Origin of the sequence: Brockia lithotrophica (genome assembly GCF_003633725.1) — a bacterium.
Lineage (GTDB): Bacteria > Bacillota > Bacilli > Thermicanales > DSM-22653 > Brockia > Brockia lithotrophica.
Window position 1 is genome coordinate 90,219 of the sequence record NZ_RBIJ01000002.1, and the last position, 26,977, is coordinate 117,195.

Annotated in this window: 19 protein-coding genes and 1 pseudogene; 1 reads left to right on the forward strand and 19 read right to left on the reverse strand. The window is 62.4% G+C overall.

The window, feature by feature from the left end:
- Window positions 1–9: 9 nt before the first annotated feature.
- The 10 genes from C7438_RS04410 to C7438_RS04455 form a co-directional block, all read right to left on the reverse strand.
- Complete coding sequence (locus C7438_RS04410; RefSeq protein ID WP_121444161.1) at window positions 10–420, reverse strand: hypothetical protein; 411 nt, start codon at window positions 418–420, stop codon at window positions 10–12.
- A gap of 93 nt (window positions 421–513) precedes the next feature.
- Entirely contained in the window at window positions 514–1,095 is a 582-nt protein-coding gene (locus tag C7438_RS04415; RefSeq protein ID WP_170143566.1) for a ComF family protein, read from the reverse strand.
- Window positions 1,029–3,521: a helicase-related protein gene (locus C7438_RS04420; RefSeq protein ID WP_121444163.1), complete on the reverse strand. Its 2,493-nt coding sequence runs from the start codon at window positions 3,519–3,521 to the stop codon at window positions 1,029–1,031. The genes C7438_RS04415 and C7438_RS04420 overlap by 67 nt, the downstream gene beginning before the upstream one ends.
- A gap of 21 nt (window positions 3,522–3,542) precedes the next feature.
- Window positions 3,543–4,205 (reverse strand): hypothetical protein, encoded by a 663-nt coding sequence (locus tag C7438_RS09540; RefSeq protein WP_121444316.1) that lies wholly within the window; start codon window positions 4,203–4,205, stop codon window positions 3,543–3,545.
- Between the two features lie 33 nt (window positions 4,206–4,238).
- Window positions 4,239–4,841: a DedA family protein gene (locus C7438_RS04430; RefSeq protein WP_121444164.1), complete on the reverse strand. Its 603-nt coding sequence runs from the start codon at window positions 4,839–4,841 to the stop codon at window positions 4,239–4,241.
- A 45-nt stretch (window positions 4,842–4,886) separates the two neighbouring features.
- A complete protein-coding gene (locus tag C7438_RS04435; RefSeq protein WP_121444165.1) occupies window positions 4,887–6,338 on the reverse strand; it encodes a hemolysin family protein in 1,452 nt (483 codons plus the stop codon).
- 220 nt (window positions 6,339–6,558) lie between these two features.
- Window positions 6,559–7,578, reverse strand: a complete 1,020-nt coding sequence (locus C7438_RS04440) for a cytochrome d ubiquinol oxidase subunit II (RefSeq protein ID WP_170143567.1) — start codon at window positions 7,576–7,578, stop codon at window positions 6,559–6,561.
- A complete protein-coding gene (locus tag C7438_RS04445) occupies window positions 7,568–8,944 on the reverse strand; it encodes a cytochrome ubiquinol oxidase subunit I (RefSeq protein ID WP_211322068.1) in 1,377 nt (458 codons plus the stop codon). The genes C7438_RS04440 and C7438_RS04445 overlap by 11 nt, the downstream gene beginning before the upstream one ends.
- Before the next feature lie 148 nt (window positions 8,945–9,092).
- Window positions 9,093–10,130 carry a cytochrome d ubiquinol oxidase subunit II gene (gene cydB, locus C7438_RS04450; protein WP_121444168.1) on the reverse strand — a complete coding sequence of 346 codons (1,038 nt, stop codon included), beginning with the start codon at window positions 10,128–10,130 and terminating at the stop codon, window positions 9,093–9,095.
- 18 nt (window positions 10,131–10,148) lie between these two features.
- Window positions 10,149–11,537: a cytochrome ubiquinol oxidase subunit I gene (locus tag C7438_RS04455; protein ID WP_121444169.1), complete on the reverse strand. Its 1,389-nt coding sequence runs from the start codon at window positions 11,535–11,537 to the stop codon at window positions 10,149–10,151.
- 460 nt (window positions 11,538–11,997) lie between these two features.
- Between C7438_RS04455 and gnd the strand changes: the two genes are divergently transcribed.
- Complete coding sequence (gene gnd, locus C7438_RS04460; protein WP_121444170.1) at window positions 11,998–13,428, forward strand: NADP-dependent phosphogluconate dehydrogenase; 1,431 nt, start codon at window positions 11,998–12,000, stop codon at window positions 13,426–13,428.
- Between the two features lie 105 nt (window positions 13,429–13,533).
- Here the strand turns inward: gnd and C7438_RS04465 are convergent, their stop codons facing one another.
- From C7438_RS04465 to kdpB, 9 genes and pseudogenes are all read right to left on the reverse strand, one after another.
- Window positions 13,534–15,012, reverse strand: a complete 1,479-nt coding sequence (locus C7438_RS04465) for a flagellar assembly protein A (protein WP_121444171.1) — start codon at window positions 15,010–15,012, stop codon at window positions 13,534–13,536.
- A gap of 101 nt (window positions 15,013–15,113) precedes the next feature.
- Window positions 15,114–15,557: a response regulator transcription factor gene (locus C7438_RS09545; protein WP_289626232.1), complete on the reverse strand. Its 444-nt coding sequence runs from the start codon at window positions 15,555–15,557 to the stop codon at window positions 15,114–15,116.
- Between the two features lie 486 nt (window positions 15,558–16,043).
- Window positions 16,044–17,345 carry a DedA family protein gene (locus C7438_RS04475; protein WP_121444173.1) on the reverse strand — a complete coding sequence of 434 codons (1,302 nt, stop codon included), beginning with the start codon at window positions 17,343–17,345 and terminating at the stop codon, window positions 16,044–16,046.
- Window positions 17,346–17,431: 86 nt separating this feature from the next.
- Window positions 17,432–19,267: an asparagine synthetase B family protein gene (locus tag C7438_RS04480; protein ID WP_121444174.1), complete on the reverse strand. Its 1,836-nt coding sequence runs from the start codon at window positions 19,265–19,267 to the stop codon at window positions 17,432–17,434.
- A 229-nt stretch (window positions 19,268–19,496) separates the two neighbouring features.
- Window positions 19,497–20,864, reverse strand: coding sequence for a methyl-accepting chemotaxis protein (locus C7438_RS04485; protein WP_121444175.1), 1,368 nt, complete (start codon window positions 20,862–20,864; stop codon window positions 19,497–19,499).
- A gap of 287 nt (window positions 20,865–21,151) precedes the next feature.
- A pseudogene (gene gdhA / locus C7438_RS09475) lies at window positions 21,152–22,529 on the reverse strand (NADP-specific glutamate dehydrogenase).
- A 410-nt stretch (window positions 22,530–22,939) separates the two neighbouring features.
- A complete protein-coding gene (locus C7438_RS04495; protein WP_121444317.1) occupies window positions 22,940–24,127 on the reverse strand; it encodes a universal stress protein in 1,188 nt (395 codons plus the stop codon).
- Between the two features lie 170 nt (window positions 24,128–24,297).
- Window positions 24,298–24,879, reverse strand: coding sequence for a potassium-transporting ATPase subunit KdpC (gene kdpC / locus C7438_RS04500; RefSeq protein ID WP_211322069.1), 582 nt, complete (start codon window positions 24,877–24,879; stop codon window positions 24,298–24,300).
- A 34-nt stretch (window positions 24,880–24,913) separates the two neighbouring features.
- Window positions 24,914–26,965, reverse strand: coding sequence for a potassium-transporting ATPase subunit KdpB (gene kdpB / locus C7438_RS04505; RefSeq protein WP_121444177.1), 2,052 nt, complete (start codon window positions 26,963–26,965; stop codon window positions 24,914–24,916).
- Between the last annotated feature and the right edge of the window lie 12 nt (window positions 26,966–26,977).

Below are 26,977 nucleotides of genomic sequence, written 5' to 3' on the forward strand. Positions count from 1 at the left end.
CCTCCCTGTTTATTCCAGACGGCGGACGAAGTACCCGCGACCCTCGTCCTCCGGCGGCTTGCGCTTTCTTTGTCGGTCTACCTCTTCGAAGTCCTCGTCGCCCTTCGGAAGAGGCGAAGAACGCCCCTCTTCTGCGTCGAGGGGGACGGGAAAGACCTCGTCCTTGAGTTCCGGAAACTCGAGAAGGCGCAGACGGCCCTCGAGGATGAACTCGCGGATCTGCCGGACGCTCACCCCGGTCGCCCCGCTGATTTCGCGCAGCGAAGCCTTTCGCCCACGTTGCTTCCGGAGGTAGTCGTACACCCGGCGAAATTCGGCCTCTACCTCCCGCAGGCAGTCCGGACAAAACCGCACCCGGCTTCCCGGAGGACGCACAAAGAGCTTCCCGCAGCGGGCGCACTGGACGAGTTCACCCTCCATGGCCGTCCCCCCTTTCGTGTATCGCCCGACGTCGAAAAAACTTTAGCAGAAACGCCGCGGCCTTCGCGAGCATTTCCCCTTTGCCCGCGGGACTCATCCCTCGTTCGGCCGCGGCCCTCCCGAGCATTGCCCCTTTGTGTGCGGGACCGCGCGGGAAAGCGTGAGGCCGAAGATCGCTTCCGCACCCTCCTCGGCGAGCGCGCGTGCGGCCCGGTGAAGCGTCTCCCCCGTGGTGTACACGTCGTCGACGAGGAGGAGACGAAGCCCCCGTACGAGACCGGGAGGGCCTGTGTAGGAGAAGACACGCTCGGCGCGGCGGCGATCCGTGCGGCTTCGGGCGCTTTGGCGCCCTCCTGGATCTTCCAGAGAGAGGACGTCGAACACGGGAAGTTCGAGGTACCCGCCGAGCCCACGGGCGAGCTGAAGGGCGGGGGAAAACCCGCGCACAATCTCCCCTTCCGGCGACGAGGGAACGGGGACAAGGGCATGTACGTCTTCGCGCGCCAACCCTTCCTCGCGGTACGTCCGAAGGAGGAAGGCGAGGAAGAGACGGAGGAGGTCGGGATTCCTCCCTCCCTTCCAGGCGTGGACGAGCTCTCGGACGATCCCTACGTAGAGGAGGGCACTTCGTTGGTAGCGGAGAGGCTCCTCGGGCGAAGCCAAAACCGCGCGCAATCCGCACAGGTATTCCCTTCTCTCCCCCCGAGGGGAAGCCCACAGTGCGCGCACTGATGTCCGGAAGGAACTTCGATTTGCTCCAGGCACGTACGGCAAACGAGGGACTCGAGTTCGTGCAGGGGACGGGGAAGGAAGGAAGTCCGCGGGCGGGACAAGGGACGCCCGCAGGAAAGGCAGCGCGGGTGGGTCGTGGCCGGTTCCGAGGGCGACAAGATCGGCCCCGCTTCCGTAGGTTTGGAGCCATTTCCGGCAAACAAGGCGAAAAGCGAAGCGCGCGCTGCCGAAGGACCGTCGGCATGCCTCGACGTTGCCGCCGCGGCGAAGCCCGTCTCCCCCTGCGAATCGGAGTCTTCCTCCGCGGCAAGGGCGTTGAGTTCCCGGACGATGCGAACGGCGCGCTCGACTTCGGAGGTCGGGTGCTCCATAAAAAAGAGCACCTCTGCGTCCTCGTCCTCTGCCTTGCGGCCCCCGCGCCCCGCCATCTGCACGAGTGCAGCGGCGTCAAAGTGTTCGGCGCACGCCCCTACGACGCCGACATCGGCGGAAGGTACGGTGATCCCACGCTCGAGGACCGTCGTCGTCGCGAGGACCGAGATTCGTCCCTCACGGAAACCCATGACGTGCGCGTCGCGGTTGTTCGTCCGGGCCGAAACTCCCGCGGCCTTAACACCCGCACGGCGGAGGAGCTCCGCCAACGCCTCCGCCGTATCCACGTAGGGACCGAAGAGGTAGACGCGGCGGCCGCGGCGGAGGCGGCCTTCGAGCCACGAGACGAGCTCTTGGGGCAGGCGCCCGCGCTCGAGCGCGGCGGCGAGCTGCGGAACGCGAACCGGACGCGGGACGGGGAGAGGACGGCCGTGAAATCTCCGCGGCAGGAGAAACACGGCGTCTCGAACGAGGAGCCTGCGCAGAAGGGGTACGGGAGGGGTGGCCGTAAGGTAGACGACGGGGGAACTCCCTGCGACCCGCCAGATGCTTCGCCAGAGAAAGGGTTCCGCGCTCAGGGGAAATGCGTCCGCTTCGTCTACGACGACGAGGGAAAAGGCCGCAGACATCCGCAGCGTCTGGTGTACGGTGGCGAGGACGAGGGGAGGCAACGCAAGAGAACCGGGACGGCCGCCCCGATAGGCGCCGAGGGGGACTTCGGGAAAGGCGGCGGCAAGGCGAGGGGCGAGCTCGTCCACGACGTCGCGGCGCGGCGTCGCCCAAAGGACGCGCCCTCCGGCCCGCAAGACGTCGGCCAGGAGGGGAAAGAGGACTTCGGTCTTCCCCGCCCCCGTCACCGCCCAGAGGAGAAACTCCGCGCCCCTTTCCTCCGCCTCCGCCCTCGGAGCAATGACGCGCCCCCGTAGGGCCTCCGCGATGCGGCGCTGTGCGGGAGTGAGGGCATCCTCCGGAAACGACGCCCGAACAAGCGTAGGGCGAAAACGGAAAATCCCCTCGCCACGAGATCGCGCAGGCGAGGGGGCGGGAAAAGGAGCCGACGTCCCTGACTCAAGGGGAGGAAAAACAGAACCCGCCGCATCCAAAGGAAGGAGAAAAGATGGCGGGATCCGCGGAGAAAGAAACGGCCGAGCTCCTTCTACGAGGACCTTCCCTGGACGGCTGTCTCCCAGAACTCGGCACACAGGGCACACAGGCTCCTCCACTCCGAAAGGTGCGAGAAATCGCTCCGACTCCGGAAGGAAACGCGCGCCGCATCGGTTGCACACGAAGGTCGTTCCCGCACGGCTGGGTTCTACGGAAGGGATGAGAAATACGTGACGTCCTGCCCGCCAACGTTCGAGGAGGGGGCCGGGCCGGGCGAGGACCCGGCGGAGCGCCGCACGGTCGAGTCCAAAAACGGGCGAAAGGTCGAGGGCGTACGCGGACAGCTCTTCCCACGTCACCCGCCGCCCCGCGAGGTAGGGCAAAAGAAAGTCGTACGGCCCGTGCACGGCAAAATCTCCGTCGCGCGGAAGTTCTGCGCACACGTCTCCGCGGAAGGAAACCGCGGAAGGGCTTTCTTCTCCGTCCGCGGCGAAAAGGCCGTGGCGCCAAAGGAGGGAGCGTAAGGCTTGTGCCGCCTCGGAGCGGAGGCGGGCAAGGAACTCTCCCGAACGGAAGGAAACTTCCCCGAGGGCTTCGACGCGATCCCGGAGATGCTCCGCAAGCCATGCAGCGTAGCCAAACGGGAGGGGACCAGCGAGGAGCCATTGGGACACGGAGGAAAAGGCACTTCCGAGGAGCGCACAGACCTCCGCAGGAGAAAAGACGACGGCGATTCCCGAAAGCGTCGGCGATCGGGGATCGGGGAACGCCTGCCCAAAGGGCGCAAAAGCGAGCGCTTCCTCCGGGGAGAGCGGGCCTGTCCCCCTACGCCGTACGACAATCCCCGAGACGTACGTTTCGACGCGACCTGCGGGCACTTCCCTCTCCCCCACGCTGGCCGCCTCCCGCGCTCCTCAGGAAGACCCCCCGCGCGCCTCTTCGTAAGGTTCCGCCTTCTTTTCCTCGGTGAGGCGCCGAACTTGCTCCAAGAAGCGGAGGAAGTTGCGCGTTCCCTCCCCCGCTTCGAAGAGGGCGCGGCTGTGGGCGGCCGCACGTTCCGCCTCCAAGCGGACGATCCTCTCCTCCATGAAATTCAGACGCCGTTCCAACTGACGCACATACGTACGGCCGAGCTCGAGGGCTCGGTAGGTGAGGTACCAAAGGTCGCCTACGTCTACCGAACTCTGAGCGTTCGGAAGAAGTTCGCGCGTACCCGTCCGATCCCCATGCCCTTCGGATCCTTCCACGGACACGGACGCGTCCGTCGCATCGCGCGCCGAAGGGGCGGCGCCCAGACCGGACTTCGCCTCGGGGACGGAATCCCCTTCGGTCCAGCTGCGGGCGAGTTCCAAACGGCGCGAACGGCGCGCCATCTTGGCCAGGCGGATGTCTTCGGCATAGCGTCGCCGGAGCACGGCGTTCCAACGGAAGCCGCAAGCCGCCGGCGTGCGCCCCAGGCGCCGAGCTGCCTCGCGGAACGCCTCGAGCTGCGTCCCGCCCTCGCGAATGAACTTGAGGACGAGCTCGGCGAGGAGGGCGTCCTCCTCTTCGCTCCACGCATCTTGCCTTTGGGCCACGTAGGGCACCTCCGCTTCCAAGCTTTTCTCTCTCTATTTTCGCCGGGAAGCGGCTCGCGTATACTTCACGAACGCGACGTAAGCAACGAACGTTACGAGGGCGAGTGCGAGAAAGGGAAGCGTGTACCGGTGGACCTCCCGTTCGAGCAGGACGCGGTCCTGGACAAAGGCCATCCCGAGTTGCAGGAAAAACCAGGTCCACGGGATCGCGGCGAGGCCGGTATACAGGACGAACTTCCCGAGGGGCATGCGCACGATCCCCGCGGGAATGGAGATCGCATGCCGGAGGACGGGAACGAAACGCCCGGAAAACACCGCGCCGGGGCCGAAGTGCGCAAACCAACGCTCTGCCCGCTCGATGTGGTGGGGGAAGAGAAAGACGTAGCGGCCGTAGCGTTCGACAAAAGGCCGGCCCCCGTACCTACCTGCAAGGTAGAGAAGAAGCTGGGAGGTGATCCCGCCGAGAATTCCCGCACACATGGCCTCGGGGAAGGAAATCCTACCCTGGGCTACGAGGACCCCGAAGACCGCAAGGACGATCTCGCTCGGAATCACCTCGATCGTAAGGGCGAAAAGAAGCCCCCAAGGTCCGAAAGCCGCGAGGAAATCGAGTACTGCCTGCATCCAACCGCTCAACGACCCGCCCTCCCGCCGCGTCGCGCAAAACTTCGTCCGAAACTCCTACGCGTGATCCGCGGGGCGCGGCGAAGGGGAGAGCTCACCCTCCGCCCCTTCTTCTCGCCCGTTCCGTTCCCCTACCGCGTCCTCCGGGCCGAGGACGGACTCGACCTCTACGCGGACGATGCGCTCTCCGTCGATCTCAGACACGCGAAAGCGGAAGCCCCCGTATTCGACCGTTTGCCCGACGGTGGGCACGGCCTCCAGGTGGGCGTAAACGAATCCGCCGATCGTGTCGTAGTCTTCGTTGGGCAAGGAGGCGCCAAAGCGCTCGTTGAACTCGTCCACGAGAAGTCGGGCGTCGAGGGAGTAGCGTCCCTCCCCGAGGGGCTCGATTTCCGGACGCTCTTGGTCGAACTCGTCCTGAATCTCGCCAACGATCTCCTCGAGGATGTCTTCCAGCGTGACGAGGCCACTCGTCCCGCCGAACTCGTCCAGGAGGATGGCGATCCCCACGTGTTCCTCCTGCATGCGCTTGAGAAGCCGGTGCAAGGGGATGGTCTCGGGAACCTTGAGTACGGGACGCGCCAGGCGCAACAGGTCGCGCTCCTCCGGATGGCGCCAAAAGTCCTTGATGTGGACGAACCCCACGATGTGGTCTTTGTCCGGAGCGCACAAAGGATATCGGGTGTGCATCGTCCCGCGGATGATCTCCACGTTTTCTTCATACGGGAGCGAGGTGTAGAGGCAGACCATGTCCGTGCGGGGGATCATCACCTCCCGCGCCGTGCGTTCCGTAAAGGTGAACACCTTGTCTACGAGGGCGACCTCTTCCGCCTCGAGGATCCCTTGCTCCTCGCTCCTCTTCATGAGCGAGAGGAGTTCATCCTCAGAGTGGGCGATCTCCTGGGATTGGTCGGGGGAAATCCGGAAGAGAAAGAGGACACCGTCCGTCGCCCGGTCGAGGAGGTAAATGAACGGGCGCATCACCCAGGTAAACGCGTAAAACGGAAAGGCGACCCACAGGGCGATCGACTCCGCATGGCGGATCCCGATCACCTTGGGCGCCTGTTCCCCCAGCACGATGTGAAAAGACGTGATGAGGACGAAGGCCGCCCCCACCGCGAGGGACCCTTGCCACGCTTCAGGTACGCGCGCCCAGGCAAAGAGAGGGGCCAAGAGTTCGCGGGCAAAAGGTTCCCCGAGCCAACCGAGCCCCAGAGAGGCGATCGTGATCCCGAGCTGCGACCCTGAGAGTGCGCGGTTGATGTCGGAAACGATGCGCGCGAGGACTTTGGCCCGAGGATCCCCCCGCTCGACGAGTTCGGACACGCGGTAGGGACGTACCTTGACGAAGGAAAACTCCGCACTCACGAAGAAGGCGTTGAGGAAAAGAAAGAGGAGGATCCACCCGAGGGACCCACCGACGGCTGACAGACTCCTGACCGGATCGTCCAACTTTGCCTCGCCGGTCGCCCGGCGATCCGCCACCTCCTGCAAAAGCGCAAAACTCATAGACCCTGTACTTCCATCATAGTCCGGAAGACAAAAGGCCGTCAAGGAAAGATCTGGAATTTCGGATCCGTTCTCCCTTCAACGCGCCGCCCACCAAACCGCGGTAAAGACGAGCAAGGCCCAGAGAAGCGGCGGGAGGACGAACGAAGACCATACGGCTCCCGGACACCACATCGACCTCCCGTTTCCGGTTGTTGCGAAAGCCTGGGATGCCGACGGACTACGAGACCTCCCCTCTACGGGAGATCCCGGGAGAAGGGGGAAAGAGAAACGTGCGAAGCAAAAGAACCAGGGCGGGGACGAGGACGAAAAGCCCCAGGACGAAACCTACGAGCAGGGCGTGGGCCATAGGAAGGGGGGTAAAGCCGTCGTACACCGTGAGGTAGGGGTAAAGGAGGTAGGGGTAGTGCACCACTCCGTAGGCGTAAAACGCCGCGGCGTACTGCCCTGCCGCCGCAAGGAAGGCCCACGCCGGCCGCCGGGTGCGCAAAAGGGCGTAGGCGGCCACGGCGAGAACCGCGGAGACGACGTAACCTGCGGCACCCCGCTCCACGAGAAGGGGACGCATCGGACTTTCCCGAACCATGAGGGCGAGGGCGAAGAGGTCCGCAAGGAAGGCGTAGGGAAAGACGGCAATGGCCGTATGGCGCATCTTTTCCGCGAGATCCCTTTCCTCACTTCGCTCGAGGTACCAGGAGAGAAACGCCGCGGCGAGGACGACGGTCCCCAAAAGGCCAACGGCAAACATCGCCCACGTGTACGCGCTCCCGAGGAAGGCCGCGAGGTCGAGCGTGGGGAAGCCGTCGGTGGCGATGAATCCCCCTTCGGATACGGTGAGTACGGCGGCGAGGGCGGCGGGAATGGCGAGGCCGGTAAGGCCATAGACGTACGTAAAGACGGGCCTCTTTTCCGGGCTGTACGTGTGAAAGGCGTAGTATGCACCCCGGAGCCCGAGGAGGACGAGCCCTGCCCCCAGAGGGACGAGGAGCGCCGCTCCGTAGTAGTACGCCGTGAGGGGGAAGAACCCGACGATCCCCACGACAAAAAAGACGAGGAAGACGTTCGTCACCTCCCACAGGGGGGCCATGAGCCGCTGGGCGGCATCGTGCAGGCGAGGGTTTCGGTCGCGCACGGCACTCCAAGCGGAAAAAAACCCCGTGCCGAAATCTACCGCGCCGAAGAGCACGTAGCCGAAGAGAAAGGTCCAGAGGATGAGGGCGGCGAGCGTCTCAAGATCCACGGCTTTCCCCTCCCCGAAGTCCGCCGAAGAGACGGCGGAACGCCGTTTCGGGTCCCTCCGACCCGTAGATCGCCGCAAGCACGCGCACGGCTATGGCGGTGAGGAGCACGTAGAGGGCGAGGAAGACGTAAACGAGCCACGACACCGCAGGGTTTTCCGTCGCCGTTTCGCCCACGCGGGCGATGCCGCGGACGATCCAAGGAAGGCGTCCCATTTCGGCGAAGTACCATCCGAGCTCTACGGTCATGAGAGAAAGGGGGGCGGCGACGACGAGCGCGGGGAAAAACCAAGCGGGAAGACGGCCGGTCGCAACCTCCTCCGCCTGTCCCACGGACCGCGTCCGCCAAACGCGCCACCAGTAGTAGGCGGCGAGGGCCAGGAGGAGAAAGCCGAAGACCACCATGAGGTCGAAAAAGTAGTGCACGACGAGCGGCGGGCGATCTTCGGGAGGGAAGGCGTCCAGCCCCGTGACCACGGCACTGGGCGTTCCCTTCGCCAAGACGGAGAGCCCATAGGGGATCGTTAGGGCATAGCGCACGGTTCCGTCCTCCCAGAGGCCGAAGAGGCGCAGAGGTGCGGCTCCTTGGGTGGTGAAGTGCCATTCGGCGGCGGCGAGCTTTTCCGGTTGGTATGCGGCGAGAAACTTTCCGGAAAAGTCACCGCTCAATACGGTTCCGACGCCAAAGAGGAGAGCCCCCTGCATCGCAAGGCGCAACGCCTTCGCCGCCCGCGTGTCGCGCGGATCCCGACGGAGTTCGTACGCAGAAAGCGCCGCGAGGACGAAGGCCGAGGCGAAGTACGCGGAAAGGAGGACGTGCACCGTCTTCGTCGCCGTGGCGGGAGAAAACATCGCCTGTACGGGATGGACGTCCAACGTACCCTCCGCCGTAATCCGCGCACCGGCAGGGGTGTTCATGAACGCGTTGACGGAGGTGATGAAAAACGCCGAAGCGCTCGCCCCTAGGGCGATCACGGCGGCGTACAGGGTGTTGCGCAGGGGCGGGCCGTCTTCGCGCCACGTGTAGAGGTAGAGCCCGAGGAAGATCGCCTCGAGAAAGAACGCAAAGGTTTCGAGAAACAGAGGAAGGGCGATCGTCTGCCCCGCAAGTGCCATGAACGGCGGCCAGAGGAGGTTTAAGAAGAGGCCGATGGACGTCCCCGTTACGACGCCGAGGGCGACGGTTACGGCGTACCCCTTCCCCCACCGGTAGGCCGAGCGGCTCAGGTCACGGTCGCCGATGCGCATCGCTCTCCACTCCGCCAAGGCGATGTACAGGGGAACCCCGACGCCGATCGTGGCGAAGAGGATGTGGAAGCTGAGCGTGAGCGCCGTGAGGATGCGGCTCGCGGTGAGCGGATCCCACACGTCCCATCCCTCCTCCGTTCCTTCCCGTAGGGTGGTCGGGGAATCCGCATTTATACAAAAAAAGAGCGCTCCGGTGGTCTCCCGGAGCGCTCGCATCCTTTGCGGGCACGCAACGCGGCGCAGTCGGCTTTGCGGTCGGGGTGTCGCGTTACGCGCCGTACCCCTTGGCTTCCTCCACGTCGATCTTGCGTTCGCTAAACTTCTTGTACGCCCAGAACTGGTACCCGATCACGACCGGCACGAGGGCGAGGGCTACGCCGAGCATGACGGTCTGCGTGAGCGGGCTCGCCGCCGCCTGATAGGCCGTGATGCTCGCCTCGGGCGCCGTGCGGGAGTAGAGCATGTTCGGGAAGAGCCCCACGAACCCCGTCACGAGAAGGAGGGCGATCGTTCCCGACGTGGCGAGCCAGGCCCCGAGCTGGGCGCCGCGGGAGAGGAGCGGCTTGACGAGGAGGAGGAGAAGGAGGGCAAGGGCGGGAATGACGTAGAGGACGGGAACTTGGTTGTAGTTCGCGAGGAGGTGGCTTGCCCGATTCGCCGTCGCCACCATGTAGATGGAGAAGAGGGCGAGGGCGACCACCCAAAGCGTGTGGGCGTACCCTTCGAGGCGCTTTTCGAGTTCACCCGAAACCTTAAACGCCCCCCAGATCGTTCCCGAGAGGAGGGCCAAGGTCACAAACGTGAGCCCGCCCAGAATTCCGTACGGGTTGAGGAGCGTAAAGAGCGTCGTCTTGTTCCCCGAGGCGTCAAAGTCGAGGCCGTAGAAGAGGTTGGCAAAGGCCACGCCCAAGAGGAGGATCACGAGAAAGCTCGCCACGGTGAACGCCCAGCGCCAGGCGTTGTGCCACCCGGGATCCTTGACCTTGGACATGAACTCGAGACCTACGGCGCGGTAGAAGAGGGCGAAGAGGAGGAGGAAGAAGGGGACGTACAGGGCGCTAAACATCACCGCGTACGTGAGGGGAAAGGCGGCAAAGGTCGCGCCGCCGGCCGTGATGAGCCACACTTCGTCGCCGTCCCAAAACGGGCCCACGGCCTCCTGCAGGGCCGCTTCCTCGCGCTCGTTCCGCGCAAGGAAGGGAAAGAGCGTTCCCAGGCCAAGCGTCTTGGAATCCAGGACGAAGTACACGACCCAGAGGACCACCCAAAGGACGTACCAGATCACGGGGAGTGCTTGTTCGGGCATCGCGCGTTCACCCCTTCCTCACGCTTCCACCGGACGGCCGGAGATGCCCTTGCCAGGAGCCTCTTCGAGGTGCGGACCTTCCTTCGCGAACTTGGAGAGGAGGTAGATGTCCGCCACGATGAGCACGCCGTAGAAGAAGGTGAGCCCCACGAGGGAGAAGACCACGTCGCCGACGCTCACCGGAGAGACGGCCTCGCTCGTCCGCATGAGGCCGTATACCGCCCACGGCTGACGACCGAACTCTGCCGCTCCCCACCCAAGCCAGGCAGCGATGTAGGGAAGAGGGATCGTGTAGAGAAGGGCCTTAAGGAGCTTCGGCGAACGCTCGAGTGCCTCCAATCCGCCCTTACGGTACTTCCACCAAGCGTAGACGGCTACGGCGAGGAAGTAGAGCCCGAGGCCGACCATGAGGCGGAAGGTCCAGGTGACCACGGCAACCGGCGGCCGGTCCTCCGCAGGGAAGTCCTTGAGCCCCTTGACTTCGCCAAAGGGGTTGTTCGTGTAGAGGAGGCTTCCGAGGTAAGGAATCGGGCAGCACTCGAGAATGTTCTTTTCCTGGGAAGGAACGGGAATGCTGAAGAGGTGGAAGGGAACTCCCTTGCCGCCTTCCCAGATCCCCTCAAAGGCGGCCGCCGTAGCCGGCTGCGTCCGGGCGACGTTCACGCCCTGAAAGTGCCCGGTAACGGCCGTAAGAAGCGTAGCGAGGACGGCCATCGTGAGCGCCAAGCGGAAGGAGCGCTCGAAAAACTCGCGCTTCCGGCCGCTTACGCCCTTCAAGAAGTGGTAGGTACTCACACCGAGGACGAAGAACGATCCGACGATGTACGACGCGAGAATCGTGTGGACGAGCATCCACCAGACGTTCGGGTTGAAGAAGACCTCCCAGAAGTTCTCCAGGTGGATGAGCTTACGCCCGTCAATTTCCACGATCTTGTACCCTACCGGATGCTGCATGAAGCCGTTGGCCGTGATGATCCAAAGGGCGGAAAGGTTTGTACCTAGGGCGACCATCCAGGCGGAAAGCGCCCGAAGCTGAGGCCAACGCTCCCGTCCGAAGAACCAAATGCCAAAGAAGGTCGATTCGAGGAAGAACGCAAGGAGTGCCTCGATCGCCAGCGGGATCCCGAAGATGTCGCCCATGAACTTGGAGTACTCCGACCAGTTCGTACCGAACTGAAACTCCATCGTGATCCCGGTGACGACGCCGAGCACGAAGTTGATCGCGTACAACTTCCCCCAGAAATCGGCCATCTCGCGATACATCTCGTCCTTGGTCCGCCGGTACAACGTCTCCATGACCGCGACGAGGATGATGAGGCCGATCGTGAGGGGAACGAAGATAAAGTGGAACGCCGCCGTAAGTCCAAACTGCAGGCGGCTCAGGTCCACTACGAGTTGGTTGGGCATCGTCTAGCCCCCCTCCATCGGGTGTGCGGTGTTCTGTCCCCACATGCGCCGTCTGCGCGCCCGCACAGAGGCGGAGAACCCGATCCCCTTTGTCGCAAGCGTTTACAAAAATTGGGCCAAAAGGGGTCTCTCTCTCGTTGCCGTACGATCTGCGGCCGCCTTCCCCTGCCGCCGTACGGACGCGGTAGGAGAAAACGCGGCATGCAAAGCCCGGCTCGCTCCTCCGCCTCTGCGCATTTTCCACTATAGCACACTACTTAATCTTGATTGAGTGGAAAGCGAGAGGCAGATGTGACAAGTTTGTGAACTAGTCGAGAACGTTCTGTGACAAGGCGGGGTGGGCTGCGAACCGGCCTTCCGCGGCAACTCCATACGAGGAGATCCCCTACTTGCCTCCGGGTGAGGTACACTGAATCGTGAAGAACGCGTACGGAAACCAACGAGGGAGGACAACCAGACGATGCACGACATCGGAATTTACGGACTCGGCGTCATGGGGGAAAACCTCGCCCTACGCGCCCACGACGTTGGCCTTTCCGTCGCCGTATTCAACCGCACGAAGGACAAGGCGTTTGCCCTTGCCGCCCGCGTGGGAAGCCCACGATTTCAAGCGTTTGCCGACCCCGCGTCCTTGGTCGCTTCCCTCCGGCGACCTCGCCTTCTCCTCCTCATGGTCACCGCAGGTCCGGCGACGGACGCGGCGTTCGAAGCGGTCCTCCCCTTTTTGGAGGAGGGGGACGTCTTGGTCGACGGAGGGAATGCCCACTACGAGGACACCTTGCGCCGAGAAGCACGGGCGCGAGAAGCCCGCGTCGCCTACATAGGAATGGGGATTTCTGGCGGAGAATTGGGGGCGCGTACGGGGCCGGCGCTCATGCCAGGCGGTGATGCGGAAGCGTATGCCCGGATCGCCCCTCGACTCGAAGCCCTCGCCGCCCGCTTACCCGACGGGAGGCCAGCCGTTGCCCTTGTAGGAAAAGGCGCCGCCGGACATTACGTGAAGATGGTGCACAACGGGATTGAGTACGTCTTTCTTCAGCTTCTCGCGGAGGCGTACGACGCCTTGCGAAACGTTTACGGCTACACGAGCGTCGAACTCGCCGACGCCTTTGCCCGGGCAAACCAAGGACCTTGGGAAAGCTACCTCATCGGCCTCGTCCGGGAAATCCTCACCGTTCCCGACCCCGAAACCTCCCAACCCCTCGTCGAGCAAATCCTCGACGTCGCCGAGGGAAAGGGAACGGGGCTATGGACGGCAGAAGAGGCCTTGAGGCTCGGAACGGGAGGGAGTACCTTCGGGGCGGCGGTGCATGCCCGCAACCTCTCGCGAGAACGGGACCTCCGTCTCGCCTGTGCAGAAGCGTGCGGCGAGCCTTGGCGTCGACCGGAAGCGGTTCTCGCGTACGAAACGTGGCGCGACGCCTTGCATGCAGCGGTACTCGTCGCCTACGCCGAAGGCTTTGCCCTCCTCCGGCGAGCCCCGGAAACCTACGACTTTGCCGTAGATTTGGCCAACGTAGCTCGGGTTTGGCAGAGCGGGGCCATCGTACGCATTCGCCTCCTCGCGGACCTCGAACGTCACCTGCGACAAACCCCCGAAATCCCCCATCCCCTTCTCTTTCCAGAGATCTGGCAACTCGTGCGGGAACGCGAGGGCGCCCTCAGGAATTTTGCCGCCTGGGCGGTTCGCACGGGGCTTCCCGCACCTGCGCACCTCGCCGCCCTTGCCGACCTCGACGGCTTGCGCAGGCGCCGGCTCCCTGCCAACCTCATTCAGGCAGCGCGGGACGCCTTCGGTGCCCATACGTACCGACGGATCGACCGCGAGGGAAACTTCCACACCTCTTGGCCCGACCCGGAAGGGCGCGAAATCCCCCGTCCGCAAGGCTAAGGTTTGCATAAAGAAACCCGAGCATCCGAAACCGCAAGACCCCGCCGCGGCGGGGTCTCGTTCGTTTGCGCGCAATGTCTAAAACGAGAAAAGGCGACTTTCCTGTCAGCGAAGGGGAACCGCGTCGAGTTCCCCGTCTTCCCGCAGGCGAAAGCGGACGAGCCGATACGGCCGCGTGAGGACGAAGTGTCGCTTCCCGAAGACGAGTTCGGTCTCCGCAAAGACCTCGCGCAGCTCGATCCACCCCGTCTCGGGAACTTCCAACGTCGTCGAAATTCCGGCCTCGCTTCCCACGACGCCGAGGACCATCTGCGAAGCCGAGTAACGGCCCCCGCGTACGGGTCCCGGTATGCGAATTTCTCCGTCGGCGACGATTTCCGCACGATAGCTTCCGCGGCGGAGAACCTCCACGTCTCCCCACGCGTATACGGCAGCCATGTGTACGCTTGCCACACGGACGCGGGATCGCTCGCGAAGTTCGGGGGGATACCTTTCGAGAACGGCAAGTAGGGTAGAAAGCGCTTCCAACCAGGACGCCCACGTCCACGTGGCGTTTCCACGAGATGCGGGGGCAAAAGGCCGGAGAAACGCCCGCCACGCCATTTCTTCGGGAAAGACCTCGCGCAAGAGGGGGGCCGAGGCGAGCACCCTTTGCCCGAGGTCGGGAAAATGCTTCTCGAGAATCCGGAGGGCGAGCGTACGTTCTACCTCGGGCGAACTTGTCGCGTCCGGGGAGTGCGCGCGAAGTTGTTCCACGGCGCCGCGAAAGCGCATGAGGTCGCGGGCGAGAGAGTGAAGTGCGAGGAGGGCGGGAAAACGCACTTTTTCCCATCCCGACACCGCCGTGCTGCGGAGAAGCGGTCCATAAATCTCCACAGAGCCGCGCGCCCGTACGGTCGCACCCTCCACTTGCCCCGTGATCACGAGGTCCTCCCCCGCCTCCACGAGCATGCCTTCGGCAACGTTTCCGCGGATGACCACACTCCCCGGAAAATGGATGTTGCCGGAAGCGAGGTCGACGTCTCCCCGATGCTCGAGAAGCTCGCGAACGGCGACCTGCACCTCTCCGGACCGCTCCTCCACGAAGAGGGCTCCGTCCTTTTCGGCGTAGAGGACTCCGTTCGCCTCGTCCATGCGTACGCCTTTCCCCGGGCGAATGCGCGGGGCGGGCGGCGTGAGAGCCGGTACGACCTTCCCAAACACCGTAAGACCCGGCGTTCCCGGAATAGGCAGGAGAACTTCTGCGATTTTCTGCCCACGCCGTACGGCGAGATAGGAAGTCCTCTCCCGATAGTCAACCCGCGATTCGTCCCCGCGAGACGTGTTCAGCTCCGGAAACGGGACGAGCCACCGAATTCCCCCCGCCTTCCCGGGCTGAGGCGGGGTACCTTGAACCAGGACGTAGGTACCAGGGCCTTGCCTGAGCGCTTCTTCGAGGGCGGGAAAAATCCTTTCTTCGGATATGCCGCGTCGGCGGAGCGTTTCGACGATCTCTTCGCGGGATACATCCGCCTCTTGGAGGTGGAGGATAACGTGGAAGTCTTCAATGTCCAATACGTACCCCCGGCCGGATACGACGGGCATAGGCCTCACCCTTTCGCACGATCCCCGTGCCAAAGATGTTGCCTGTGCAAAACGCCGCCGGGGAGCACCGCGCCGCCGACACGTCTCGGTGTCGTACCCGATTACCTTTCTTCTGTCTCCGAACCGTAGAGCAGCGTCAAAAGTTCGTACCGGTCGGCTACGCCGAGCTTCTGAAAGATGTTGGAGATGTGGTTCTTCACCGTGTGCTCGCTGATCACCAAGGCCTGGGCGATGTCTCGGTTTCTGTACCCTTGTCCGATCAGGTATACTACCTCGCGCTCCCGCGCCGTAAGCACGTCGAGCATCTCCACGCGCCGCTTGAGAACGGAGGGGTCGAAGCGCACTACCGGTTCCCGCCGAACCGAAAGCCTCCCGCGGCGGAAAAAGGGCCTCTCTTCGCGGGCACGACTCCGCACGTACTCTTCGAGAAGGAGGAGGGTCTCGCGCACCTCCGGAACCTCTTCCGCCTCCCGCTCCAGGTATTCCTTCAGGCGTTCCAGCGCTTCCACGATCTTGGCTTCGCGCTCCACGGCCACGTGTTCCATGTTTCTCCGTACCTCCTCTGCTCGAGCCTTCTCCGTTTGGCTTAGGCCGTTCGATTCACGGATGCCCCCGTTTCGAAAGTCCCCTTCCGGAGGGTTTGCCTTCCCCTCGTCTCCCCTACCCCGGGCTTCGCCTCCTTCGGAAGACATGGCACGCCCTCCTCCGCCGGGCGACGTTCCGTGTCTCGTCTTCGACCGTCTCCTTGGAGTTTCACCTAGGTTCGACATTATCACGGTGACAAACCCGAGAATTTTGGGAGAACGCCTCTCCCGCCGGACGGCCTGCTCTCATTATACTAGGGAGACGGCCAAAAAGGAAGGAAAAAGGACTCCCTTCGAGCCTAGGATTCCTTCCTCCTTCCTGTATCGACAAAACCGCCCTAGGGTTTTAGCCACGGCCACTGTTTTTTTTTTTTTTTTTTTTTTTTTTTTTAGTTACTAGGAATGAAAGATTACGAGCTAAGTGCGAGAAACATCCGGCGAATGCCCTCAGAAGACCTCTCTCATCGCCCGGAGGATCTTCCCCCGCCTTTCCGCCCGCCAAATTCGTGCAGCTTCGTAGAAGACGACGTGAACTCCACCCCACACGGCGCCCAACATTCCGCTTACTACGACGCCGCTCCAGGAGGCAGAGGAAAAGGCGAGGTCGGCAAACGCCGCCCCGCCGACCAAGAACGCAAATGCCGTGCCAATGAGCGCCCGCAGGAAATACGCCGGGGAAAAACTCACCGAAAGGTAGGTGGCGAAGGACAGAAACCCCAAGACGACATATGAGGGCGCCGCAAACCCTACCGGGGGATCTAAGGAGGCGAAAACGGAAGCAAAGAGGCGAGGAAACACCCACAACCCGACAAGCGTCCCTGCAAACGTGCCCAAAAGGAGAGCGAGCTCCAAATCCTTTTCCTTCCCTCGCCAAACGACGCAGGCCGAAGCCGCGACCAAGGCGAAAAAGAGAAACTCCGGACGACTTAGGTCTTCCAGGCGGGAAAGCAAAGTCAGGTCGGGAAACTCCTCCAAAGCCCCTTGCACGAGGACGGAGAGGAGGGCGTCGGTTTCCCGTACGTCTCGGGACAAAAGATCTACGACGAGCTTAACGACGAGGACGAACATGCCCGCGAGGACCGATCCGGAGGTGTAGAGGAGGAGGCGAAAGCGGCGGACAGATCGCCACGTCGCGTTTGCTTCGCGCAAAAAGCGCATCCACCGATCCATCGCGGGTTTCCACAGGGAGCGCATCAAGACGAAGGTAACCGTGCCGGCGAGAAGCGCAAGCCCCAGAGGAAAGGCGTATTTCTCCAGGAGGGGGGCGTAGGCCTCCCACCTCGGTCCTAACAGCCTTCCCAAAGTGAGGAAGAGCATGACCCATAAGAAGGCACCGGCGTACGCGGCGACGGCAAAGTGCCGAAACGGAATTCCCATGGCCCCCGATAGGTACCCCGTGACATGACGTACGCCGGGGAGAAAGTAGCCTACGGCGAGGAGCGGGAGGCCGAATTGATCGATCCAGCGCATTCCGCGTTCCACGCGTTCCGGGGAAAGCGCGACGTATCTCCCGTAGCGAAGGAGGAAGGGTTTGCCCAACCCCCGCCCGACCCAGTAGGTGATCGTCATCCCGAGCGCCGTACCCGCAAAGCCCACGGCAGCTGCAAGGGCGAAGTTCATCCTGCCGTGGTACGAGAGCACCCCCGCGAGGGCGAGCGTGAGGTCGCCGGGAAAGGGGAGGGCGACGTACTCCCCAAGAAGGCCGAAAAACAAAAAGGCGTACCCGTAGCGGGCAAACCATTCAAGCACCGGAAACGCGTCCTCCTCCCTTTCTCCCGATAGGAGACCTTGAGCAAAAGAGAGCGAAAGAAGAACCTAGACCGGCGAGTTCCGGGCTATTCGAAGATCACGTCGAACGTTCTCGCCCAGAGGATCACGTTGATCCACCGCCATACACGAAAGTCAAAAAGGACCTTTTCCCGGCGAATCCGTTCCCACTCACTCAGGAGGGCTTTGCGGCGGAAAAATGGGAAGCGTTCTTCGTCAATCCCTTCCAAAAGGGAAGACACCCAGGGCGCAAGATCCAACAACCATCGGTGTTCCGGCGTGGCAAAACCAATCTTGTCCCTTCGATCGAGAATTTCATCGGGAACGATTCCCCGCATCGCTTCGCGAAACACCCACTTTGTCGTACCATCGCGAGAAATCAAATATTCTTCGGGAAGGCGAAAGATAAAATCCGCAAATTCTTTGTTTAAAAATGGATTTCTCTTTTTGATCCCAAAATAACCCGCATTTCTCGATTCATATCTCAAAAGAGTCGGTAGGCTTTTCGCAAACAAGTTTAGATGATTTTCATTTCTTACGTGATCTTTTGAGTAATTTCTAAGCACAACTTTTTTGCTCAATTCTACGGTCGAGGCGCCGCGTTCTTCAAACCAGTCTGTGTTCAGCCATAAACTTTCTCTTGAACTTTTCTTTATTAAAAATGGTAAAAACTGAGGAAGGACATAAACGAAGATGTTCTTCCCACCCGTGAGGGCGCGGTAATTTCGCAGGAGAAAATCGAGGGCTTCCACCCGCCTCCCCCCGCGCCAGAGGGACGCGAGGCGCAAACCGCGGAGGTACAAGTACCCCCCGAGAAGTTCGTCCGCACCTTGTCCGCTGAACAGCACGGGTAAGCCCAGGGCTCGGGCCGCGCGAAATCCACGAAACTGGGCGTACACGCTCGTACTTCCAAAGGGTTCTTCTTGCACACGGACGAGGTCCTCAACGTCGGCGACGAGTTCGTCCGGGTGGATGCGGAACTTATACGTGCGGACGTTACCCGCCCGGGCGGCGAGGTCGATAAACCGCTCTTCCCCGACCAATTCGTCGTCCGCGACAAAGCTCACGGCGTACACGTCGCGACGGGGAAACAGATGGTGGAGGCCCAAGACAATGGCCGAAGAATCGATCCCCCCCGAAAGAAAGGCACCCAACCGTTCTTCCTTCCCGCCCACCTCGGCAAGGGCGCGGAAAAAGAGTTCGCGGACGCGTTCCTTCGCCTCCTGAAAGGAAAGGCGCTCTGGCTCTTCGAGGGAAGGCGAGACGAAACGCTCGAGGCGTCCGTTCTCGGGATGATCTATACGGGCTACGTAGACGAAACCGGGAGGAACCCGGTAGATCCCTCGGAAAAACGTCTCTCCGGGAGCGGGGATGAGCCCCCACCGAAGGTAGACGTAGAGGAGATCCGGATTTGCACGCCGCTTGATATCGGAATTTTCCAAAATATGGAGGATCTCGGTGGCGAAAAAAAGTCCATCCGGCGTGGGAGCGTAATAGAGCGTCTGAAGTCCGAACGGATCGCCGCCGAGGTAGACAAGCCCCTCCTCGAGGTCGACGAGCGCAAACGCAAAGGAACCCGAGAGGAGAGAGAGACCTTCCTTTCCCAGGGTCTTCCACACCGAGAGAAAGAGCCTCTCCTGCCCTCCTTCGTCCGAGGGCGAAGCGGGAAGAGGTTCGACGTTTGCCCTTTTCCGCAGAACTCCTGCATTTTCGAGTTCCCCGGTAAACCACAAGAGGTACCTTTCCCCGCCCTCGCGGTGAGGGGGGCGATTTCCGGAGACGAACGACGCAAAGTTGAGAGGGAACCTCGAGGCCTTACGTCCCACAACACCCCAAAAGGGCCGGGAAAGTCCCTCTTCCCCAACCCCTGCAGCAACTGCATCCCTTCGTTCGAGGGATGTCATTTCCTTCCCTCCCGCTCGGCAATCCACCGCACCGCACTTTTTTACGAAGTTTCTCTTGTGTTTTTTTGTTTATGTTCCTTCGTTTCTGCCACCCGCACGGAGGTAGTATACCACGGAGGACGGCAAGGTGTGTGACGATCTTGCGAGAGAAAGAAAACTGCCGGCCCTTTCCGGGCCGGCAGTGTGCCGTCCGCGATGGATCCCCATTCGAAACGGTCGAGAAATCTCCCTACGCCGCCACTGCGGGTCTCAAGCGTTTCCCTTTCGCGAATTCGGAGTCGCTGAGGACGAAACGGTGTGCCTCCTCGCCAAGTTTGCTGATCGCCTTGCGCATGTGCTCGAGGGCCGCAAGCATTTCCTCCGCCTTTCCCGTCTGTTCTTCGGTGAGGCCCGCGATAGCCTCCATCGCTCCCATAGATTTCGCGAGGGAAGCTTCGATTTCGCGAAACACCGTGATGAATTCCTGGGACTTGTCTTCTACATCCTCGAGGGCCGCCCCCGCCGAGCGAACCTCGTCGGCCATGTCCTTCACGGTATCGGCGATACGCACGAACGCCTCTTCGGCTTCCGATATCCCGCCAAATGTCTGTATGAGTTCTTCTACGCCCCGGGTGATCGCGCCTACCACGTCGTCGGCCTGCCGACGGAGGAGGGCTAGACGATCTCCGATCTCCTGGGCGGACCGCCCCGAAGCTTCGGCGAGCTTGCGAATCTCCTGGGCGACGACGGCGAATCCGCGGCCCTGCTCGCCCGCGCGCGCCGCTTCGATCGCGGCATTCAATGCGAGCAGGTTGGTCTGTTCGGCGAGGTCCGTGATGAAGCGCACGATGTCGTCCACGGAAGCCATTTCCTGACCCAGGCGCCCGACGAGAGAGGTCCAACTTTGTACCTTCTCCTTAAGGTGTTCGAGTTCCTGCAGGACTTTGGCGATATCCTCCCGTCCGCCAGCGACCGCCTCTTCTACGCTTCGCGTCGCCCGTTCGACACCGGCCAGCGCCTCCCGCATGTGTCCCACGGCGCGGAGTACCATCTCCCCCTCCTGAGCAGCAGACGCAAGACGTTCGCGGTCGGCCTTCGCGGCCATCGCAACTCCTTCCGCCTCGCGGGCGATGCTCTCCGAAGCTTCGGCGTTTTCCCGCGACGCATGTTCTACCATCTCGCCGAGTTCCTCCGCTTCGCGTGTCCGCGCGAGGAGGTTCTCGATGATTTCCCGTAGGTTCCCCCGCATGTCTTCGAAAGCTACGGACAAAAGGCCGAGCTCGTCCCGCGAAGCGTGTTGAAACGTCGCATCGAGGTTGCCTCGGGCGACCTCTTCCAGGGCGTACACCGCACGCTTCAGCGGATTGATCACAAGCCACTGGATGAAGATCTGGATCATGACCATCATCACGACGAGGTTGACCAACGTGTTGATGATGGTCTCTGCGTACCCGAGTCCGAGTCGAGAAATAAACCCGTGCAACTGGGACATGAGGAAAAACGTGAGGATAGCGCTTACAATGAGGCTCGCGAGGATGAAGAAAAAGACCTTGACCTCGAGGCTCATGAGGCGAAAGCCCTTTCCCTCCTGCGTCACACGCCCGGAAGTCGGCTCCATCGCGGAACTCACCCTTTCCTACGAAGATCTGGTTCTGGGAAGAATGGACTCCTCCTTCGAAATGCCCAAAGCCTCCTTCGACCCAGGGGTCCCCGCAGAGAGACGCGCGGCCCGCACTCCTTGGCCCGCGACGCCTACCCGGGAAAGCACGGCCAATCCTCTTTTCTCTCTTTGCATCGGCCGGATTCTCAGGGCGGTTTAGGCATCACGGGTCTCCTTCCCAGCACAAAACCGCCCGGGAGATTCCCGGGCGGTAGAAAGGGTGAACGTTCTATCGGTTTTTCGGCCTACACCCCTTGGGCGAGCATCGCCTCGGCAACGCGAAGGAACCCCGCCGTATTCGCCCCCAAGAGGAGATCTCCCGGTGCGCCGTAGGCCTCCGCGGTCTCTCGGGCGGTGCGGTAGATGCGGACCATGATCTCCCGAAGCTTTGCGTCTACCTCGGCGAAGGTCCACTGAAGGCGCATGCTGTTTTGCGCCATCTCCAGCGCCGAAACCGCCACCCCCCCTGCGTTTGCCGCCTTGGCAGGGGCGACGACGACGCCCCGCTCGCGCAAGATCCGGAGGGCAGCGAGCGTGGTGGGCATGTTCGCGCACTCCCCGACGACGATCGCTCCACCCGCGAGAAGCGCTTCCGCCTCAGGGACGTCGATTTCGTTTTGCGTGGCGCTCGGAAGCGCGATTTCTCCGCCTACCCCCCAAATCCCGCGGGGATCGGGTACAAAGCGGGCCCTGGGAACGCGTTCCGCATAGGCGGATATCCTCCCCCGCTCGACTTCTTTGATCGTCTTCATCACCTCGAGGTCGATGCCCTCGGGGTCGTACACATACCCGGAAGAATCGCTCATCGCCACCACGGTCGCCCCGAGCTCCGCGGCCTTCTCCGCGGCGTAAATCGCTACGTTCCCCGAACCGGAAACGATCACGCGCTTCCCACGGAAGTCCTCGCCTCGTTCCCGGAGGATTTCGGCTACGAAGTACACGCAGCCGTATCCCGTAGCTTCCTTACGCGCGTAGCTCCCCCAATACCCGAGGGCCTTGCCCGTAAGGACGCCCGCTTCGTACCGCCCCGTTACGCGGCGATACCAACCGAACATGTACCCGATTTCCCGCGCCCCCCACGCCGTTGTCTCCGGCGGGGACGTCTACGTCGGGACCGATGTGGCGATAAAGCTCCGTCATGAAGCTCTGTACGAAGCGCATGACCTCCGCGTCCGACTTTCCCTTCGGATCGAAGTCGGATCCGCCCTTCCCGCCGCCGATCGGAAGTCCCGTAAGGGCATTCTTAAAGATCTGCTCGAAGCCGAGGAACTTGATCACGCCGGCGTTTACGGAGGGGTGAAAGCGAAGTCCACCCTTATAGGGGCCGAGGGCGCTCGAAAACTGCACGCGAAACCCGCGGTTCACGCGAACTGCGCCGCCGTCGTCGATCCAGGGCACCTGAAACACGATGAGCCTCTCGGGTTCGACGAGGCGCTCGAGGATCCCCCAACGGCGAAACTCGGGACGTCGCGCGAGGACGGGTACGAGCGAGGTGAGAACCTCCTCGGCCGCCTGGTGAAATTCTGGTTCCCCCGGATTGCGACGTTTGACGTCCTCGAGGACGCGCTCCACGTAAGCTTCCGCTTCACCCAAAGACCGGACGTCCGTCCCCACGTTCGCCATCGCCCTCACCCCTGCCGAACAAAAAGATTCAAAGTGCCGAAATCCGCTCCTAATTGTACAGCAGCTCCGGGAGAGAACACAAACCTTTTCCGGAGGAATTTGCCCAAACTCCGAACGTTTCTTGCCCCCGCGGGCCTCGGAAGAAATCCCGTAGGCGCCATCCCTTCCCTCTTGACAACCGTTCCCCCTTTTTTGTATAACAGACTCAACCTTTGCTACTACAGTCAGACAAACGCGAGGGCACGCGCGAAGAAGGCCACCGCAGAAAACTCACCCCCGAAAAATCCCTTGCAGGGGGCGTCGTCCTCCGGTGACCTTCCTCGGGCGCGCCGGCGCCCATGGGTACCACCTTCACCCATCTCCACCTACCGCCCAGTCCGGGGAACCCCGCTGGGCATTTTTTTTCGGCTCTACGGCGCTTCGCGTTCGCGTTCTTCTTCGGGGACGTCGGCGACGATGAGCACATCCACGTATTTCGTCTTGCGCAGGATGTGCGTGGCGATCGAACCGAAGAGGATTTCCTTGAGGCGCGAACGCGCGCTCTCGCCCAGGATCACCTGCGTCACTCCGTGCTTTTTCACGAAGTCGACGATGACGTCTACAGGTCTTTTCCCCAAACTGTACTCCACGTAAAACTTCGCGCCGAGGTCTTTGGCGATTTCCTCGATCTTCCGGAGCTTCCGCCTCTCCTCCTCCGCGTGGCGGCGATTCGAACGGGTGATCACGTGAAGTACGAGGAGGTCCCCCTTGAGCCGCTTGGCCACGCGCCAACCGCGGCGGATGAGGCGTTCGGCGTTCTTGTCGTTGTCTACCGCCACGAGAATTCGGTGGCATACGGGGGCGTGTTCTTCCTCACCTTCTTCCCCCGTGCGCCCCGTGAGCTGCTCCAGGCGTTCGTCGACGTCGTCGGCCAGTTCCCGCAACGCGAGCTCGCGCAGGATCGTGAGGTTTTCCGGCCGGAAGTAGTTTCGCAGGGCCTGCTCGATTTTTCGCGGATCGGGGTACACCTGGCCTGCCTTGAGGCGTTCGATGAGCTTTTCCGGCGAGATGTCGACGATTTGGACCTCGTTCGCGACGTCGAGAATCCAGTCAGGAACCCGTTCGTTTACGGTAACGCCCGTGAGTTCTTCGACCGTATTGTGCAGGCTTTCCAGGTGTTGGACGTTCATCGTCGTGAGGACGCTGATCCCCGCCTCGAGGATCTCGAGGACGTCCTCGTACCGCTTGCGGTTTTTGCTGCCGGGGACGTTCGTGTGGGCGAGCTCGTCGACGACGACGAATTGTGGCCGCCGACGAAGCACCCCTTCTACGTCCAATTCATAAAAGGTGCGCCCCTTGTACTCGATCGGCTTCAAAGGAAGTACGGGGAGGTTGCCAATTGCCTCCTCCGTCCCCTTGCGGCCGTGGGTTTCCACGATGCCGACGACGATGTCGATCCCCTGACGGAGCATCTCGTTCGCTTCCCGGAGCATGGCCACCGTTTTGCCGACGCCGGGGGCGGCACCGAGAAAGATCTTCAGGTACCCGCGGTTGCTCCTTTGAATTTCCTCGAGGATTTCCTGAGGGGTACGCCGTCGACCTCCATTTTCGAACCCCATGTAGTTCCCACCCACCCCAAAGAGGTACGTCCTTCGTTTATCGTAACGCGGAAACACCGCGGTGTACAAAAGAAGACGCGCCAAAAACAAGGGCTCCGGAAGAGCCGGAGCCCAAAATCGTTTTCTGGAAATTCCGGGCGAGGATCCCCAACGCACCTGGCACCTTCACGTCAGGGCGAAGAAGTACCGGATTGCGGAAGGCGGCCCAGACGCTCGGCGATTTCGGCGTTCAGGGAAAAGAGTTCTACGCGTGGCTCTCCCCAAATCCCGAAACTTTTCCCTAGCGTGTGCCGGGCCACCATCTCCCGAAGTTCTGCCTCGGAAATCCCCGTCACGCGAGCGATGCGGGGGATTTGGAGCTCGGCGGCGGCAACGGAAATGTGGGGGTCGAGCCCCGAACCGGAAGCCGTCACGTAGTCCGCGGGAAGCGGTCCCGAAACGCCCTCCTCTCGTCGGACTTCGGCGACCCGTTGGGCCAAACTTTCTTTGTACTTCGGGCTCGCGACCGCGAGGTTCGTACCCCCCGTACCCAGGGGATCATAGCCCCCCGCACTTGGCCGAGGGTGAAAGAACTCCGGCCAAGCATACGTCTGACCTACGAGCGGCGAGCCGAGGACCTCGCCGTTTCGCTCGACGAGGCTTCCTCGGGCTTGCCACGGGAAGAAGAGTTCGGCGGCTCCCACGGTCACGAGGGGGTAGACCAGTCCCGTGAGAAGGGCAAAGACGACCGCCGCCCGAAGAGCGGGAATCACGGTGCACCACTCCTTTACCCGCAAAGGTGCGGACCTAGCGAACGCCTAAGAACGTAAGGAACACGTCGATGAGCTTGATCCCGACAAAGGGAGCGATCACCCCGCCCAAGCCGTAGATCAGGATGTTGCGGGCGAGGAGCTGGTCGGCGGTGGCCGGCCGGTAGCGCACACCCCGAAGGGCCAAGGGGATGAGGAGGGGGATGATGATCGCGTTGAAGATCATCGCCGAGAGGATCGCCGTCCGAGGCGACGTAAGGTGAAGGACGTTGAGCGCGTCGAGGGCGGGAATCCCGCTTACGACAATCGCCGGAAAGATCGTGAAGTACTTCGCGACGTCGTTTGCCACGGAAAAGGCGGTGAGGGCTCCGCGGGTGATGAGAAGCTGCTTTCCTATGGCGATCACGGTCAAGAGCTTGGTCGGGTCGCTGTCCAGATCCACCATGTTTGCCGCTTCCTTGGCCGCCTGGGTCCCCGAATTCATGGCGAGGCCCACATCTGCCTGGGCGAGGGCCGGCGCGTCGTTCGTCCCGTCACCGGTCATCGCCACGAGCTTCCCTTGGCGCTGTTCGCGCTCGATGATACGGATCTTGTCCTCCGGGTGCGCCTCGGCGACGAACTCGTCGACCCCCGCCTCCTGGGCGATCGTCGCCGCCGTAAGCGGGTTGTCGCCCGTGAGCATGATCGTCTTGATCCCCATGGCGCGAAGCTCGGCAAAACGCTCCTTAAGCCCGGGTTTGACGGTGTCCTTGAGGTAGATGAGCCCGAGGATCTCCCCGTTTACCGCCACGGCAAGCGGCGTCCCACCCTCGCGCGCGATGCGTTCCGTCTTAGGAGCGAGGTCGGGCGGCACGGGCAAGCCCTTAGCCTCGGCTTCGCGGCGGATCACGTCGACGGCGCCTTTCACAAACGTCTCCCCCGAAGCGAGGCGGAGGCCGGATTTCCGTGTCTCCGCCGAAAACTCGATCACCGTCGCCCCTTCGAGGGCTTGGGCCTCTTCGGCCCAAACTACGCCCTTGCGTCGGGCAAGATCGACAATCGAACGCCCTTCCGGCGTCTCGTCGCGCACCGAAGCGCGGTAGGCGGCCTCCGCAACCTCGCTCTCCGAGTGCGTACCCACAGGGATGAACTCCGCGGCCATGCGGTGTCCGTAGGTAATGGTTCCCGTTTTGTCGAGGACGATCACGTCGATGTCGCCGGCCGCCTCGATTGCCCGACCGCTCATGGCGATCACGTTGGCCTGGGCCAGGCGGTCCATCCCCGCGATGCCGATCGCCGAAAGTAGACCGCCGATTGTCGTGGGAATAAGCGCCACGAGAAGGGCGATGAGGTTTACGGCGTCAAAGGAGATCCCCAGATAGCCGGCAACGGGGACGAGGGTGGCGACGACGAGGAGGAAGATGAGCGTAAGCGCCACGAGGAGGATGGTAAGCGCCACCTCGTTCGGCGTTTTTTTCCGCTTCGCCCCTTCCACGAGGGCGATCATTCGGTCGAGAAACGTTTCCCCCGGGTCGTGGGTGACGCGGACGACGATCCAGTCGGAAATCACGCGCGTACCTGCGGTTACGGAGGAGAAGTCGCCGCCCGCCTCTTTGATCACCGGAGCGGACTCCCCGGTGATTACCGACTCGTCGATGGCGGCGAGACCTTCAACGATCTCTCCGTCGGCGGGGATGATCTCCCCTTCCTCTACTCGAACGACGTCGCCCTTTCGCAAGGCGGAAGCCGGAACCCATTCGAACTCGCCGTCCTTCTTCAGCCGGCGCGCCATCGTCTCTCCACGGGTCTTGCGGAGCGCCGCGGCCTGCGCCTTTCCGCGCCCCTCTGCTACGGCTTCGGCGAAGTTCGCGAAGAGGACGGTGAAGAAGAGGATGAGGAACATGGCGAAGTTGTACCCACGACCGGCTTCGGAAGCCCCGAAGAGATCGGGCCAAATCGTGAGGAGGAGGGTGAGGAAGGCGCCAACCTCCACGAGGAACATCACGGGATTCTTTACCATCTGGCGGGGGTCGAGCTTGACAAAGCTCATGCGGACGGCTTCCCCTAAGAGTTCCCGGCTGTAGGGTTGCACCGCTTTGCGTTCGACCACGACCTAAACCTC